Origin of the sequence: Citrobacter sp. W9 (genome assembly GCF_026719375.1) — a bacterium.
Classification (GTDB): Bacteria; Pseudomonadota; Gammaproteobacteria; order Enterobacterales; family Enterobacteriaceae; genus Citrobacter; species Citrobacter werkmanii.
This window is the reverse complement of the sequence record NZ_JAPPTE010000013.1, coordinates 79,539-94,580: the sequence shown is the minus strand read 5'-3', so window position 1 is coordinate 94,580 and position 15,042 is coordinate 79,539. Positions and strand designations below refer to the sequence as shown.

16 protein-coding genes and 1 pseudogene are annotated in these 15,042 nt (G+C 49.1%); 6 read left to right on the top strand and 11 right to left on the bottom strand.

From position 1 onward, the window contains the following. Positions 1–20: 20 nt before the first annotated feature. Complete coding sequence (locus OOJ59_RS18050) at positions 21–857, top strand: ion transporter (protein ID WP_038641095.1); 837 nt, start codon at positions 21–23, stop codon at positions 855–857. 33 nt (positions 858–890) lie between these two features. Here OOJ59_RS18050 and OOJ59_RS18045 read toward each other — a convergent pair whose 3' ends face one another. Together OOJ59_RS18045 and cls are read right to left on the bottom strand one after the other, a co-directional pair. Further along, positions 891–1,220 (bottom strand): HI1450 family dsDNA-mimic protein, encoded by a 330-nt coding sequence (locus tag OOJ59_RS18045; RefSeq protein ID WP_003020691.1) that lies wholly within the window; start codon positions 1,218–1,220, stop codon positions 891–893. A 34-nt stretch (positions 1,221–1,254) separates the two neighbouring features. Next, the gene (cls, locus tag OOJ59_RS18040) at positions 1,255–2,715 is read right to left on the bottom strand and encodes a cardiolipin synthase (RefSeq protein WP_038641094.1); all 1,461 of its coding nucleotides are present in this window, start codon (positions 2,713–2,715) and stop codon (positions 1,255–1,257) included. A gap of 142 nt (positions 2,716–2,857) precedes the next feature. Between cls and OOJ59_RS18035 the strand changes: the two genes are divergently transcribed. After that, positions 2,858–3,031 (top strand): YciY family protein, encoded by a 174-nt coding sequence (locus OOJ59_RS18035; RefSeq protein WP_087856120.1) that lies wholly within the window; start codon positions 2,858–2,860, stop codon positions 3,029–3,031. A gap of 50 nt (positions 3,032–3,081) precedes the next feature. Here the strand turns inward: OOJ59_RS18035 and OOJ59_RS18030 are convergent, their stop codons facing one another. Next, complete coding sequence (locus tag OOJ59_RS18030; RefSeq protein WP_006684292.1) at positions 3,082–3,378, bottom strand: YciI family protein; 297 nt, start codon at positions 3,376–3,378, stop codon at positions 3,082–3,084. Positions 3,379–3,602: 224 nt separating this feature from the next. Here OOJ59_RS18030 and tonB point away from each other — a divergent pair, with 224 nt between their 5' ends. Further along, on the top strand, positions 3,603–4,319 hold the full coding sequence (gene tonB, locus OOJ59_RS18025) for a TonB system transport protein TonB (RefSeq protein WP_038643203.1): 717 nt from the start codon (positions 3,603–3,605) through the stop codon (positions 4,317–4,319). 87 nt (positions 4,320–4,406) lie between these two features. Here tonB and yciA read toward each other — a convergent pair whose 3' ends face one another. The 4 genes and pseudogenes from yciA to OOJ59_RS18005 form a co-directional block, all read right to left on the bottom strand. After that, entirely contained in the window at positions 4,407–4,808 is a 402-nt protein-coding gene (gene yciA / locus OOJ59_RS18020; RefSeq protein WP_038640996.1) for an acyl-CoA thioester hydrolase YciA, read from the bottom strand. A gap of 164 nt (positions 4,809–4,972) precedes the next feature. Further along, positions 4,973–5,512: a septation protein A gene (locus OOJ59_RS18015; protein WP_069324644.1), complete on the bottom strand. Its 540-nt coding sequence runs from the start codon at positions 5,510–5,512 to the stop codon at positions 4,973–4,975. Between the two features lie 53 nt (positions 5,513–5,565). Then, positions 5,566–6,309 carry a YciC family protein gene (locus OOJ59_RS18010; protein ID WP_038640992.1) on the bottom strand — a complete coding sequence of 248 codons (744 nt, stop codon included), beginning with the start codon at positions 6,307–6,309 and terminating at the stop codon, positions 5,566–5,568. Positions 6,310–6,337: 28 nt separating this feature from the next. Continuing rightward, positions 6,338–6,424, bottom strand: a pseudogene (locus tag OOJ59_RS18005) (YkgJ family cysteine cluster protein); the annotation flags it as partial. Between the two features lie 283 nt (positions 6,425–6,707). On the opposite strand from OOJ59_RS18005, the gene ompW reads away from it, so the two are divergent. Continuing rightward, a complete protein-coding gene (ompW, locus tag OOJ59_RS18000) occupies positions 6,708–7,361 on the top strand; it encodes an outer membrane protein OmpW (RefSeq protein ID WP_087856121.1) in 654 nt (217 codons plus the stop codon). 65 nt (positions 7,362–7,426) lie between these two features. On the opposite strand, the gene OOJ59_RS17995 is transcribed toward ompW, so the two are convergent. Beyond that, positions 7,427–9,061, bottom strand: coding sequence for a phosphoethanolamine transferase (locus OOJ59_RS17995; protein WP_319022733.1), 1,635 nt, complete (start codon positions 9,059–9,061; stop codon positions 7,427–7,429). 649 nt (positions 9,062–9,710) lie between these two features. On the opposite strand from OOJ59_RS17995, the gene OOJ59_RS17990 reads away from it, so the two are divergent. Then, positions 9,711–9,983 (top strand): hypothetical protein, encoded by a 273-nt coding sequence (locus OOJ59_RS17990; RefSeq protein WP_085048093.1) that lies wholly within the window; start codon positions 9,711–9,713, stop codon positions 9,981–9,983. Between the two features lie 185 nt (positions 9,984–10,168). Beyond that, on the top strand, positions 10,169–11,641 hold the full coding sequence (locus OOJ59_RS17985; protein ID WP_160956025.1) for a GGDEF domain-containing protein: 1,473 nt from the start codon (positions 10,169–10,171) through the stop codon (positions 11,639–11,641). A 32-nt stretch (positions 11,642–11,673) separates the two neighbouring features. Here OOJ59_RS17985 and trpA read toward each other — a convergent pair whose 3' ends face one another. Genes trpA through trpCF form a run of 3 tightly spaced genes read right to left on the bottom strand, consistent with a single transcriptional unit; the run spans position 11,674 to position 15,042 of the window. Next, positions 11,674–12,480 (bottom strand): tryptophan synthase subunit alpha, encoded by an 807-nt coding sequence (trpA, locus tag OOJ59_RS17980; protein WP_085048095.1) that lies wholly within the window; start codon positions 12,478–12,480, stop codon positions 11,674–11,676. Next, positions 12,480–13,673, bottom strand: a complete 1,194-nt coding sequence (trpB, locus tag OOJ59_RS17975; protein WP_038640982.1) for a tryptophan synthase subunit beta — start codon at positions 13,671–13,673, stop codon at positions 12,480–12,482. The genes trpA and trpB overlap by 1 nt, the downstream gene beginning before the upstream one ends. 10 nt (positions 13,674–13,683) lie before the next feature. Continuing rightward, positions 13,684–15,042 (bottom strand): bifunctional indole-3-glycerol-phosphate synthase TrpC/phosphoribosylanthranilate isomerase TrpF, encoded by a 1,359-nt coding sequence (gene trpCF / locus OOJ59_RS17970; protein WP_160956269.1) that lies wholly within the window; start codon positions 15,040–15,042, stop codon positions 13,684–13,686.

Here is a 15,042-nt window from a genome sequence, read left to right as displayed (position 1 = left end):
TTCTTTTTGGTGAGGTATTTGTGTCTGGCTTAGTTTCTTCTGTTCGCCGTACGCTTTATCGTACATTATTTGATTTAGACACACGCTCGGGGCGCCGTTTTGAAGGTATGTGCGCACTGTTCGCGCTGCTCAGCGTGATTGTTATCTTCGTTGAGTCCGGGGTCGGGACGCAATACCATTTGACCTTTGAGGAGTGGCGCGTATTTGTCTGGCTGGAAGTCTTTATCACTCTGGTCTTTACTCTCGAATATCTGTTGCGATTATGCTGCTGGGCTAATCCCGCTAAATATGTATTTAGCTTCTGGGGGATTATTGATCTTGCCACCATTCTGCCACTGTATGTGATGTGGTTATGGCCGGAAATCAGTCTGAGTTATGTTTTCGCCTGGCGGGCGATGCGTGTCCTGCGTGTACTGCGAATTCTCAAACTGCTGCGCTTTATGCCTTCTCTGCGTATATTCTGGAGCGCAATAAAAAGCGCGCGTCATCAGCTAATCTTGTTCTATTCATTTATTGCCATTCTGATGATTGTATTCGGCGCGCTAATGTATCTGATTGAAGGACCCAAATATGGTTTTAGTACGCTGAATGCATCAGTGTATTGGGCCATCGTCACGGTAACCACCGTCGGCTATGGCGATATCACGCCCCACACGCCGCTCGGGCGCATGGTAGCGTCAGTGCTGATTTTGATCGGTTATTCCGTGATTGCGATCCCGACAGGTTTGATAACGACGCATATGAGCAGTGCGTTCCAGCATCGGCAGAATCAGCGTAAATGTCCGCAGTGTCAGCAAAGTCAGCATGAGCACAGCGCGCAGTTTTGTAACCGGTGCGGAAGCAAATTACCGGGCTAAAAGTAAAAAAGCTGCGAGAGCAGCTTTTTTTAATTATTCGCGCCAGAGAATGTGGCAGAGCTTGTGATCTTTTTCGCGACACAACAGAACGCGGGCAAAAATATCGTTAATCTCGCCGTCTTCTGTATCTGCCAGACCAATCACCACTTCGGCAAAGAAGTCAGGATTCAGGTCAAAATCGACGTGTTCCTGCCAGTCTTCCGCCGGGTCAAATAATTCTGCACCGCCGCGCTCTTCAAACTGCAAATTGAACAGAATGATATCTGCCGGATCGAGGTTGTCCGCAGCCAGTTCGAGAAAAATATCGTAAGCCTGCTCAAGCGTTTCGTCTTCGGTCAGGCGGTTGTTCAAATCCATATCCATAATGACTACCTGTTTACTGTCTGATTGGCACGTTTTACAGCAACGGGCTAAAGAAGTAAAACAGTCGCTCGGCAATCCGCTGCCAGAGTGGTCGTTTTACCCACAAACGAGCGTCAAGAAGGCGTGAACGAGAAATATAATCATCCTGCACTGCGGCGAGGTCGCCTCCGAATCCTGCGTCATCAATAACCAGCGTGATTTCAAAATTCAGCCACAAACTGCGCATATCCAGGTTAACGGTACCGACCAGACTCAGTTCGCCATCAACCAGTACGCTCTTGGTGTGCAGCAAGCCGCCTTCGAACTGATATATTTTGACGCCCGCAGCCAGCAGCTCGGTGAAAAAGGCCCGGCTTGCCCAGCCAACCAGCAGGGAATCATTCTTACGCGGAAGAATGATACTGACGTCTACCCCACGCTGTGCGGCCGTACAGATCGCATGCAGTAAATCATCGCTGGGGACGAAATAGGGCGTGGTCATAATTAAATATTCACGCGCCGAATAAGCAGCAGTTAATAGCGCCTGATGGATCAAATCTTCAGGGAAACCTGGTCCCGAGGCGATAGTGTGAATGGTGTGACCGCTGGCCTGCTCAAACGGCATGATATTGACGTCCGGCGGCGGGGGTAAAATGCGTTTCCCGGTTTCAATTTCCCAGTCGCAGGAATAGACGATGCCCATCGCGGTGGCAACAGGTCCTTCCATTCTCGCCATTAAATCGACCCATTGACCCACGCCCGCATCCTGCTTAAAGAAGCGCGGGTCGACCATGTTCATGCTGCCGGTATAAGCAATATAGTTGTCGATCATCACCATCTTACGGTGTTGGCGCAGGTCCATCCGGCGCAAAAACACACGCATCAGGTTAACCTTGAGGGCTTCGACGACTTCAATACCCGCGTTACGCATCATCGCCGCCCACGGGCTGCGGAAGAATGCCACGCTGCCCGCAGAGTCCAGCATCAGGCGGCAGTGAACGCCTCTTCTGGCGGCCGCCATTAACGACTCGGCAACCTGATCGGCCATACCTCCCGGTTGCCAGATGTAGAACACCATCTCGATATTATGACGCGCCAGTTGAATATCACGGATCAGCGCCTGCATCACGTCATCGGAACTGGTGAGCAGCTGCAGTTGATTCCCCTTAACGCCGGCGATTCCCTGACGACGCTCGCACAGCTTAAATAATGAAGAAGCAACGCTGCTGTTTTCCTGTGCGAAAATATGTTCACAGGCTTTGAGGTCGTTCAGCCATTTGGCCGTGGAAGGCCACATTGCCCGGGCGCGTTCGGCGCGGCGTTTACCCAGGTGGAGTTCACCGAAGGACAGATAAGCTATGATCCCTACCAATGGCAGTATATAGATGATCAACAGCCATGCCATTGCGGAGGGCACTGCGCGTCGCTTCATTAGAATGCGTAATGTGACGCCAGCAATGAGTACCCAGTAACCCAGAATGACCAGCCAACTCACCACGGTGTAGAAGGTTGTCATAAATTTAAAAATCCTTTTGAAAGCGTATTGTTAAGAGTTTACGCATCAGGATAAATCTGGCAAATAAAAACACGGGAAAACCACTGGCCTGCATTCGGTGTGGCGTTATAATGGCCGCTCAGTGACTGGAAGAGTAGTTAACATGAAGCGTAGTAGAACGGAAGTGGGACGCTGGCGGATGCAGCGTCAGGCTAGCCGCCGTAAAGCACGTTGGCTTGAAGGACAATCGCGTCGTAATATGCGTATCCATAGCATCAGAAAGTGTATTCTGAATCATCAACGTAACTCGTTGCTGTTTGCAATCCACAGTATCTGATCTCAAAAGGGCACCGCTGGTGGTGCCCAATGTCTGCTTTCGTTCTGTTTTTAAAATACTTTCTTGTACGGTTTTACTGAAACCTGCGCGTAAACGCCTGCTGCGACATAGGGGTCGGCTTCTGCCCACGCCTGCGCTGCTTCTAAAGATTCAAATTCTGCAATCACCGTCGAGCCGGTAAACCCCGCGACACCCGGATCGTTACTGTCAACTGCTGGCATCGGTCCTGCCGTGAGCAGTCGTCCTTCGTCATGCAGGAGTTGCAGACGGGCCAGATGAGCAGGGCGCACGGAAAGGCGTTTGTCGAGAGAGTCTGCGATATCTTGAGCATAAATAACGTACAGCACGGGTAGAGCTCCTTAATCGGTAAAAGTCGTTAATTACGTTATTGGAAAGGCATGCCAACTGCAACGTAAAGATAACGGATTTGTTAAGACCACATTGTGATGAAGGTTTTTTTACATAAAATCGTGTTTTAAATGCGGCTTACTGCCCAGGTCTTATTGAATATGATTGCTATTTGCATTTAAAATCAGGGCCTGGTTTTTTAACTGAAACGATTATGACTTCAATGACCCTTGATTTACCTCGTCGCTTTCCCTGGCCAACGTTACTTTCCGTCGGCATCCATGGTGCTGTAGTGGCGGGTCTATTGTATACCTCGGTACATCAGGTTATTGAACTGCCTGCGCCAGCGCAGCCGATCTCCGTTACCATGGTCGCGCCTGCCGATCTCGAACCGCCTCAGGCCGTTCAGCCGCCGCCGGAACCCGTCGTTGAGCCAGAACCGGAACCAGAGCCAATCCCGGAGCCGCCAAAAGAGGCGCCGGTAGTGATTGAGAAACCGAAGCCCAAGCCTAAACCGAAGCCAAAACCGGTGAAAAAAGTGGTAGAGCAGCCCAAACGTGATGCTAAACCCGCAGAGCCGCGCCCGGCATCCCCATTTGAAAATACGGCGCCTGCGCGTCCAACGACCAGTACTGCGCCGGCAACCAGTAAAGCAGCGGTAAGTGCGCCAGCAGGTCCTCGCGCTTTAAGCCGTAATCAGCCGCAGTATCCTGCGCGAGCGCAAGCGCTACGCATAGAAGGTCGTGTTAAAGTTAAATTTGATGTGACGCCGGATGGCCGTGTTGAAAACGTGGAAATTCTGTCCGCGCAGCCGGCGAATATGTTTGAGCGTGAAGTGAAAAATGCGATGCGCAGATGGCGCTATGAGGCCGGGAAACCGGGTTCCGGACTGGTAGTGAATATCGTGTTCCGTCTGAACGGCGCAACGCAGATTGAATAAGGCGCAGGCCGGATTTGGCGGTTCGCCGCCCTCCGGCAATAAGCAATGAATTGAGTGATTGCCGGAGGGCGATGCTATCGTGACTTATCAGCCCAGGGTAGGGATCGGGCGTGGCTTACCGTCTTTATCAACGGCAACATAGATAAACAGGGCTTCGGTGGCTTTATAGCGCTGGCCGATAGGTTCTGAAGCAACTTTCTTCACCCAGACTTCAATATTAATGCTGATCGAGGTCGTCCCGCGTTTTACGCAGCGCGCATAGCAACAAACCACATCGCCTACGGCAACCGGGCGTAAAAAGCTCATTCCTTCAACGCGCACCGTTACCACACGACCATGTGCGATCTCTTTGGCCTGAATAGCGCCACCTATATCCATTTGTGACATCAGCCAGCCGCCAAAAATATCACCGTTCGCATTGGTATCGGCAGGCATAGCCAGAGTGCGTAAAACCAGTTCACCCTGGGGAGTATTATTCGTTGTTGTCATTGTTGAACCGACTATAGAGAAAGATTACAGGCGCGATGCTACTAGAATTTGCGCGTTGAGAACAGAGGGATGCGGCGTGGGAAGTGGAAGTAAGCCGGGTTAGCGGTAATGAGGAACGTGAGGGGATAAAAATTCGCCAGATCGGCTGATCTGGCGGACATGTATTACGATTTATCTTCCTGCGGCAGATGGCGGTAAATATAGACACCGCTCAGCAGCGTAAAGAATAAGGTCAGGGCTGTCAGGCCGAATACTTTAAAGTTGACCCAAATATTCTGCGGCAGCCAAAAAGCGATATAGATATTCGCCAGGCCACAGAGAATGAAAAAGACGGCCCAGGCTAAATTAAGCTTCGACCAGACCTGCTGCGGCAGGGTCAGCTCTTTGCCTAACATGCGCTGAATTAGTGGTTTTTTCATCACCCACTGGCTAACCAGCAGCGCACCGGCAAACAGTCCGTAAATCACCGTAACTTTCCACTTAATGAATTCATCGTTGTGGAAGAAGATAGTCAGGCCACCGAACACGGCAACCAGAACAAAGGTGATTAACGCCATCTTCTCGACCTTGCGGTAGCGAACCCAGCTGTAAATCAAAACCACAGCCGTCGCGACAATCAGTGCCGAGGTCGCCGCGTAGATGTCGTAAAGCTTATAAAAGGCAAAAAAGACAACCAGCGGTAAAAAATCAAGAAACTGCTTCATTCTTCATTCCGTCATCAAAAGCACCAGGCCTGCGCCCGGTATGCGTTCAGGGTTTATTGGCGAATCAGCATGTACAGGCGGAACAAATAGATCAGCAACACGGCGGAGATCATATTGCTCAGCGTATTCGCCAATACCGCGCCTACGTTCGGCGTAAGTACCGCAAAACTTGGCGCAAAAAGCAACAGCAGCGTTTTAGCCAGCAGCCAACCGATCACTGCCGGCGCGACCAGTCGCATATTAGACCATGCCAGACGCATACTGTTGCGCATTGCGGCAAAGACACCCATTTTATCCTGTACCAACATCACCGGTGCGAGAGCTAACAGGATGGCCAGCAGAATACCGGGTACGACCACCAGCATAATACCGATTTGCACCAGCAGAGTAGTCAGAAAAATCAGAATAAACAGCTTGGGCAATACTGGCGCACTGGCGCCGATGGCGCGTAATGCGCTGACCCGATGACCTGCTGAAATCAGCTGAATCATCAGGATGATACCTCCCGCGAGGATGGCATTACCAATCAGGCCTGAAAATGTCGACGCCGCGGAAGCGCGTAGCAGAATTTGCTGTTGCTCCGGGGTCATATTTTGTACCAGATCGAACAGACCCACGCTACTGGTTAACTGATCCCCTTCACTGAGCTGCGCAATTTGTGCGTCACTGGGAGAAAAGGCATGCCCTAACACCACTGTGATAAACGCGCACAACAACGATACCAGCAAGATGGTAATGAATTGATTACGGAAAAAGTTTCCCGTGTCACGGTAAACGGATTTCGCCGTGATAGACATGCACTCTCCTTGAGTTTTGCAGGTGTTCATTTGCGGGCAATTGTACCCTGGATAACTCTACAGTGGCAGCATCGCGCGATGTATGGAAAGGCATATCTTTGTAAAGCTCCGGTAATTTTTGGCTATCACTTCAGCGTTATGCAGGAGCGCTGGTTGTTCTCTGCGCATCATGGGTAAATAAGCAACGTTTGCCCTCAGCAGGTATCGGATACTTGCATGGCGAAAATATATCAAAATTGATCTGAATTAATTTAACCAGGATTTTGAATGCAAGTTCTAACTTAATCTGGATCAATAAATGTTAAATTATTAAAGTCAATGTGATCCAGGTAAGATCACTTATTACTCCAATGTGGGTATATTTGTTCCGCTTTTATAACCATAACGATGGAGCGGACATGAAAAAATTAACAGTTGCAGCAGTGGCTTTAACAACTCTTCTCTCTGGTAACGCATTTGCGCATGAGGCTGGAGAATTCTTCATTCGTGCGGGTTCTGCCACCGTCAGGCCGACGGAAGGCGCGGGGGGGACGCTGGGAAGCTTAGGTGGCTTTGATGTCAGTAATAACACCCAACTGGGTCTGACATTCACCTACATGGCAACCGACAATATCGGTGTTGAATTACTGGCAGCCACGCCGTTCCGTCACAAAATTGGGACTGCCGCGACGGGCGATATTGCCACTGTTCACCACTTGCCACCGACGTTAATGGCGCAGTGGTACTTCGGTGATTCCAGCAGCAAACTGCGTCCTTATGTTGGTGTTGGTGTGAACTACACCACCTTCTTCGACGAAGGCTTTAACAACAACGGTAAGGAAGCCGGATTATCGGACCTGAGCCTGAAAGATTCCTGGGGTGCGGCAGGGCAAGTCGGTATGGACTATCTGATTAACCGCGACTGGCTGATTAACATGTCGGTCTGGTACATGGATATCGATACGACAGCGAAGTACAAATCTAATGGCGCAGTTCTTCCTCAAGCCCGTTATAGCGACAGTGTTCGTCTCGATCCGTGGGTGTTTATGTTCTCTGCGGGTTATCGTTTTTAAATTTTTTTGCAAAACCTTTCGGCAAAACTGGTCATTTGATGACCAGTTTTGCCAACTCTTCAGCATTAACGAACATCATTCCAATGGTATTTTTTACCCGTTGTGTCCATGATGAAAATCTCCTTTTGGTAGTTTATTAACCAGGATTTCATAGACTTTTTCGCGTTGCCCTGACGATGGATGCCAAGCCACAATTCTGCAAGAGAGTTAAGATCATCGGCAGACCACGGCGTATTATAATCTCCAGTGAACTTTGTTTTCTCATCGACTAAATGGCTGTACCAAATATACATCGGGATTTGTAATGCCTCTTTCGGCGGTCTAACACCACCATGAGAATAAACCACCGAGCGAGCAGGATCACGGATCAGCGCATGATCGGAAAAATACATTACTGATGAGCGAGTGTTTTCCAGTGCATTGAATATATTACCCATCAGTTCATCAGTATAGCGAATTGAGTTATCATAACAATCGTCAGCTTTACTCTGGCCAAATAAGACAGTATGATTTTCTGGAAAACGTTGACAGGAAGGTTCATGACTGCCATATAAATGCAGGACAATAAGTTTCTTACCTGGCTTCTGCAATGCCTTATGTAATAACGGCAACAACGCCTCATCATAGCCATATTCTATCCATTCATGCTGATGTGCATTCATGGCAATCCCGGTAATTATATTGTTATGCGCCCCTCCATTTCCCTGGCGACTGTACCAGTATGTATCATAGCCAGCCTGGTTGGTGATATTAATAATATTATCGCTGTAATTACGCGGGTGACGGGCTTGCACTGAGTCAGCAGTAAGTGCCAGGGGGACGGCCATGATTGTTACCGGTGCAGGCGCAATCGCGTTATGAAACAGTAAAAGTTGCTGCTTTTGTTTGATAAGTTCAGGGGTGGTATCCCTTGTGTATCCATATATCCCCATATTTAATGCACGCGCAGATTCCCCGACGATCAGTATATAGTTTTCGATCCCTGTATCAGTTACTGTTATCTTATAATTGGGAATGTTTGTACCGATATCAGAAATTATGGCGTTATCTTGCATAGCCTGCATGAACTCTTTTCCGGTACTTACTGGAGTAGAGCGGATGACTCGTTGCACCAGACTTTCAACATTGCTTTTCCTTATCTGGTGGAGGTAAGCTTGCGAAAACAAAAAGAAAATTATTAAGCCCAAAATAACTATTGGGTAGTGACGAAATCGATAGGGTACAGGTCTCGCGCCAGTGTTTATAGAGTAAATAAAAAACATTACAAGTGTAAAGAACGTAACACAGTCGCGCCAATATAATCTCAGCATCGCTATTGCTTCACTGGGAGTTGTGTTCAAAACACTTAACGCAAATCCATAACTGAATTCTGAGTTGTAATTATTCCAGGCATGCAATTGAAGAGTGATATCAGCTGCGACGGGTATTAAAATTAAAGCAGCCAGAATATTTCTGAAAAAGACATACTGTAGGCATCGTAATGAAAGCATGATCATGAAAAACACAAGCGTCCGATTAATCACAGTGTTATATTTTGCAGTTAGTATATTAACACTAGCAATAATTAACACAGAAATAATTAGCGGAATAATTTTAAGTGGGCGTAAACCACTTCTGACCATTTGAAGGTTAAATTGGATAGACATGATTTTTAATTTATGGACCCAGATATCCTGACAAACAAAATATGTTTTAAACATAAGAATTTTCTTCTTATGTGCTATTATTGTTTACTTATGCAATTATTGAGGGTGAATAAGTTACATGTAGCAACCTCACAGACCTGTCTCAGGTGTGATCGCCGTTATGTCGTTTTATTCAATGCTATTTAGTCGTTATCCTGTGGTTTGATCCCTTTGGCTTTCTGAATATTTTTAAAAGATGAATTTGAGTTAAGTGCAAATAATCCCGGAGCATCCTGCATTTATAAACAACTAATTCACACGTTAATAACATGACCTAAGTGAAATTATTATGGTCTTGCAAAAATAACGCTATTACTCTGATACTATAATGATTTTAGTCTTGATGAGCCAATGTAATATTCACATTTAATATGATATCTATGTAAATCATTACTAAAACTTTATGGTATTGATGCGTTCAGCGTTTCGCTGCTCATCTCTTAAACATTGCAAACAACGGCAACATCTCAGATCGAATGTGGGATGGGCAGAGCTATTCGCTACCTATGAATATGTTCTGTAAAAATACGAGGATACCGTGCCCGGTTTCAGCCATAACTGTGAAGGCTGTGATTAAGAGTTGCCCCCTGAATCGTCAGTGGCGTATTTCTCTTCTTCGATGTAATGCTACTCTTTAAGCAAACTGGCTTTGAAGGTATTGACGATGCTAACCCGCCATCAACTCCAACAAAAAATCACGCTTCTGGAACCGTTCACCGGCGATGATACGGCCGAGTTTGCCGTAAGCGTGGCTCGTGAGCTGCTGAATTACATGGATAAAATGGAGATTCTGGAGAAACTTATGGCCACTCCGGTTAAACTGCCTTATTGCAGCGCCAGCCCGGTTTGTGAGATTGAAGCGGGGTACGCCGCTGGTGTGAACGACTGCCGTGAGGCTATCCGTCGGGCAGGGTATCCCATTGAAGGCGATGCTTAGTTTGCATTTATGTTAACAAATATGTGCTTTTGTTGTATAAATCGGTAACTTCAGCGCGCGCAACGGCGAGCTTTTGACTCATCAGCGAAGGGGCGGTAAATATTCTCAATCAACGTACAGCGCAGTTATGCAACAACATAAACGGGTAACCGGTTTGGCAATATGTTAACTAGCAGGGTGGACTCGTGAAGATTGTGCAGGATAAGCTCAGAAACAGGCAGGCATTGCTGGTATCAGGGCTCATTACGTTGATATTTACTTCGTTATTTCTGTTTATTATCTATGAGCAGCGGATAGCGGCAGCCAGTGAAGGTGTTAATCGCCTGCAAGCGCGCATGATGGACATTTTTAACGATAACGAGCTGATCGCCGACGCGATTGGCGAGCGCTATCACCATATCAAAACGGGCGAGCAATGTGGCGAAATTTCACAATTTGTTCGCCGCAATGAAGATGAATGGGGCATTAACGCCGACCCAAAGCGGCTGCATTCGGCGACGGGGACAATTATTGCCCAGCGAACCAGTCATAATGCGTTGTGTATGTATACGGCGGCGGAGTTTATTCGCGGGATGGTCAATGAGCTAAACCCGGGGAGCTTCGATGCGCATCGTTACATTATCGCCAAAAACTCAGATTATTTTTACTGGTTTATGGCTTCCGATTCGCGCAATTTCAGCTTCTCCAATTCTGAAATGGCGCGGGATATCACCAACTTTTTCTATCCACCTGTCGATTTCTATACCCGACTGTTGCAAAAAAACGTCAAAAACAAAGCCCTTAGTTCAACGAACTTCTATACCGATAAAATTACCGGTGAAAAAGCTTACAGCGTGGTGAGCTATATCTACGATCTGTCGGGTAAAGAGATATCAGACCAAATCGTGGCCTATCTGGTCTATGACCATTCAAAGCCGGAATTGCAGGAAGCGTTGGCTCAAGCCTTTGACTACCACCTTCCACCTGAGCTGAATGTGGAGTTGGTGAATTTGACCAACAATGAGAGCCTTTGTTTATCCGGTAGATGTACAGGCCAGTCCCGCTATATGGTGCGCAACTTTTCGGAGAAATATGCGCTGCACTATTCGCTGTCATTAGGCCGTTTTATGGTGCGTGATTCGCATGCCGGAATTGTGATCCTGCTGGCGCCGTTCTTCTTCGTCATCATCAGTTTCTCACTAAAATCCTGGCTGAATGAAAGCGACCTCAAGGTTTATATCGACACGCTGACCGGTTGTTTTAATCGCCGAATTCTCGACATCATCAAGCGTCGTGATTTATCGCACTGCTCGGTGGTGTTACTGGATTGCAATAAGTTCAAGGCTGTCAATGATACCTGGGGCCATGCGGCAGGTGACCGGGCGCTGCAAATTATCGCTAACAGAATGCTGTCTAACACCCGAACCAGCCACGATATTGTGATTCGTACCGGCGGGGATGAGTTTATGATCCTGCTGTTTCGCTCGCAGGCAAGTGACGCTATCGCCATTGCTCAGCGTATTAGCGGGCAGGTGACCAGCCATGTGTTTGTGGTGGACGGTCATACCGTGCCATTGTCAGTGTCGTGGGGGATTGCGGAAGTGAACGGCGAGCTGGATGTGGCAATTCAGAATGCGGATAACGCCATGTACAAAATGAAGAACACCAAAGAAGGGTAAAACCGCCAGAAGTCTCTGGCGGTTGATTTAGCTTAGTAAGGCGTGGCCGCTTTCATCGCGCTGACAAAGGCTTTCAGCTCAGCCAGCATCTGCTCAGGTGCGGCAACATTCTTCTCAATGATTTTCACAATCGCTGAGCCGGAAATTGCCCCGGCAGCACCGGCTTCAATCGCGCCGGTGACCTGGTCAGGCGCAGAGATACCAAATCCCTGTAATGACGGAGGAGCACCGTATTCTTTCAGTTTTTCAACCAGATGATGGAGCGGTAACGCCGCACGATTTTCAGCACCGGTCACGCCAGCACGTGAAAGCAGATAGGTATAGCCGCGACCGTAAGAAGCAATCTGGCGGAGCAGTTCTTCATCAGCGTTAGGGGGGCAGATGAAAATAGGTGCAATGTTGTGGCGGAGTGCCGCAGTTCTAAATGGTCCAGACTCCTCAACAGGCACATCTGCCACCAAAACAGAATCCACACCGACTTTCTCGCACTGAGCGTAGAATTCGTCAATACCCTTGCTGAATACCAGGTTGGCATACATCAGCAGACCAATTGGAATGGTAGGGTGTTTCTGACGAATCAATGCCAGCATCTCAAAGCATTGTGACGGTGTCACGCCCGCGGCGAATGCCCGCAGTGTGGCTTCCTGTATGGTCGGACCGTCCGCCAGCGGATCGGAGAATGGAATGCCTAGCTCAAGCGCATCGGCACCGGCTTCAATCAGCGTATCAATGATTTTCAGTGACTGCTCAACCGACGGATCGCCCAGGGTTACGAAGGGGACAAAAGCACCTTCTTTGCGGTCCTTCAACTGTGCAAAAAGATTTTCGTAACGTTCCATCAGATTTCCCCTCGCGCTTTCAGAATATCGTGTACGGTGAAAATGTCTTTGTCGCCGCGACCGGAGAGATTTACCACCAGTAACTGCTCTTTTTCCGGATTTTCACGCATCATTTTCAGGGCGTGTGCCAGGGCATGGGAGGACTCCAGCGCCGGGATAATCCCCTCATGTAAACACAGCGTTTTGAAGGCTTCCAGCGCTTCATCGTCGGTGATTGAAACATAATCGGCGCGACCGATGCTGTTCAGGTATGCATGCTGCGGCCCGACAGACGGGAAATCCAGACCTGCGGAAATAGAGTAAGACTCTTCAATCTGTCCTTCTTCGGTCTGCATCATCGGGGATTTCATGCCAAAGTAAATTCCGACACGACCGTGTTTTAACGGTGCGCCGTGTTCACCGGATTCGATCCCGTGACCGCCTGGCTCTACGCCAATCAGACCGACGCTGGTTTCATTAATAAAATCGGCAAACATACCAATGGCGTTAGAACCACCGCCCACGCAGGCGATAACAGCGTCCGGTAAACGACCTTCTTTTTCCAGGATCTGCGCTTTTGTTTCTTCGCCGATCATGCGCTGGAATTCACGTACAATGGTCGGGAAGGGATGCGGTCCTGCCGCCGTCCCGAGCATATAGTGCGCGGTATCGTAGCTGCCAGACCAGTCGCGCAGGGCTTCGTTACAGGCATCCTTCAGCGTTGCAGAACCGCTATGAACAGGAATGACTTCTGCCCCCATCAGACGCATACGGAAAACGTTAGGCGACTGACGCTCAACGTCTTTCGCGCCCATATAAATACGGCACTTCAGACCCAGCAGCGCACTGGCTAGCGCCGATGCGACGCCGTGCTGACCTGCGCCGGTTTCGGCGATGATTTCCGTTTTCCCCATACGCTTCGCCAGTAACGCCTGACCCAACACCTGGTTAGTTTTGTGCGCGCCGCCGTGCAGTAAATCTTCACGCTTAAGATACAGCGTGGTGTTGGTCCCGTGAGTAATGTTCTGGCATTTTGTCAGCGCGGTTGGACGACCAGCATAGTTTTTCAGCAGATCGGTAAACTGCGCCTGAAACTCAGGATCTTTTTGCGCGCTGACGAAAGCTTCTTCCAGTTGACGCAGAGCAGGCATCAGAATTTGTGGCACATACATACCGCCAAATTCACCAAAGTACGGATTGAGTAATGTTGTCATGTCCTTTTCCTTAATATGCGCGCAGCGTCTGAAAGACCGAAGCCAGAAGTCGTGCATCTTTGATGCCCGGCTGTGACTCTACGCCAGAATTAAAATCGAGCCCGGCACAGCCGGTTTTTGCCGCATTGACACAGTTATCAGCGCCAAGTCCGCCAGCCAGTAAAACGTTTTCCAGCGATTGCCCGCCTAAAAGCGACCAGTCGAAGCGTTGACCGCTACCACCCTGGCCGTTGTCGAACACGTATTTATCGACATGCTGATAATTCCGGTCTGGCAACGTTTCGCCAACACTCAGCGCTTTCCAGATTTGCACCTGTTTGGGCAGCGCATCGCGCAGCGCGTCAACATAGGTCTGATCTTCGCTCCCATGCAGTTGCACCGCAGTCAGTCCCAGGGCCAACGCTTTATCGCGCACCTCGGTAATCTCGGTGTTGCGGAACACGCCGACATACTGTAATGGCGCGCCGCTCATCACTTCCCGCGCCTGCTCAACGCTAACTACGCGCGGAGATGAGGGCACGAAAATCAACCCGCCATATATGGCGCCCGCTTCATATGCCGCGTTTGCATCCTGAGCCCGGGTCAAACCGCAGACTTTGTTCTCGCCAAGCAGAACCCGACGCACAGCGGCGTGCAGGTCATCATGCGACATCAGCGCAGAGCCAATCAGAAAACCGTTGGCGAAGTGGCTGAGTTCGCGTACCTGGCCGTAGGTATTAATACCGGACTCGCTGATGACGGTTACGCCATGGCCCAGACGTGGCGCCAGTTGGCGGGTGCGATTCAGATCAATCGACAGGTCACGTAAATCGCGGTTGTTAATACCGACGACTTTCGCGCCAAGCGCAATCGCGCGTTCCAGTTCTTCTTCGTTGCTGACCTCGGTCAGAACACCCATTTTCAGGCTATGGGCCACGGCGGCGAGTTGTCGATATTGCTCATCCTCCAGTACTGACAGCATCAGCAGGCAGGCGTCCGCCTGGTAGAAACGCGCCAGGTATATCTGGTAAGGATCGATAATAAAGTCCTTACACAGGATGGGTTGCGACGCGATACGGCTGACGATGGGCAGGAAATCAAAGCTGCCCTGGAAATATTTTTCATCGGTCAGTACGGAAATCGCTGAAGCATAATGTTTATACACGTCCGCAATCTGTGCCGGGTCGAAGTCATCACGGATCACACCTTTCGATGGCGAGGCTTTTTTGCACTCCAGAATAAAGGCGGTACGTGCGCCTTGCAGCGCATCGTAGAAATCACGAGTGCTGGGTTGTACGTCATTCTGAAAGCTGGCCAACGGTTGTTGTTGTTTACGGGCTTCTACCCAAATCGCCTTGTCAGCGACAATTTTCGCTAAAACGGTTTGCAT